Below are 345 nucleotides of genomic sequence, written 5' to 3' on the forward strand. Positions count from 1 at the left end.
CAAATTCGGATGGGAATTCTGTTGCCAACGATGCTTTAAAAATCAACAATAATAAGTTTATTTACCGCGATAAATTCAGTCGGAACGGTTGATTAAACATGATGAATGAACGATTAATTTTAGCTAAAGAACTGCTCAAGGATGATGGAGTTATTTTTGTTTCTATCGATGATAGTGAACAAGCTTATTTAAAAGTTCTAATGGACGATATTTTTGGAGAAGAGAATTTTGTGGCAAATATAGTATGAGAAAAGAAAAATTCTGGGTCAGCTTCTGATTCAAAATTACTAAAAATTTTAACAGAATATGTTCTTGTGTATGCAAAAAATATCAATAAAATTTTCC

1 protein-coding gene is annotated in these 345 nt (G+C 29.9%); it reads left to right on the forward strand.

All coding sequences use genetic code 4. The annotated features are described in order from the left end of the window. Positions 1–345: DNA methyltransferase (locus tag OF365_RS03245; RefSeq protein ID WP_263818174.1), on the forward strand; the 345-nt coding region annotated here is incomplete at both ends.

It is taken from the genome of Ureaplasma zalophigenitalium (assembly GCF_025780055.1).
Classification (GTDB): Bacteria; Bacillota_I; Bacilli_A; order Mycoplasmatales; family Mycoplasmoidaceae; genus Ureaplasma; species Ureaplasma zalophigenitalium.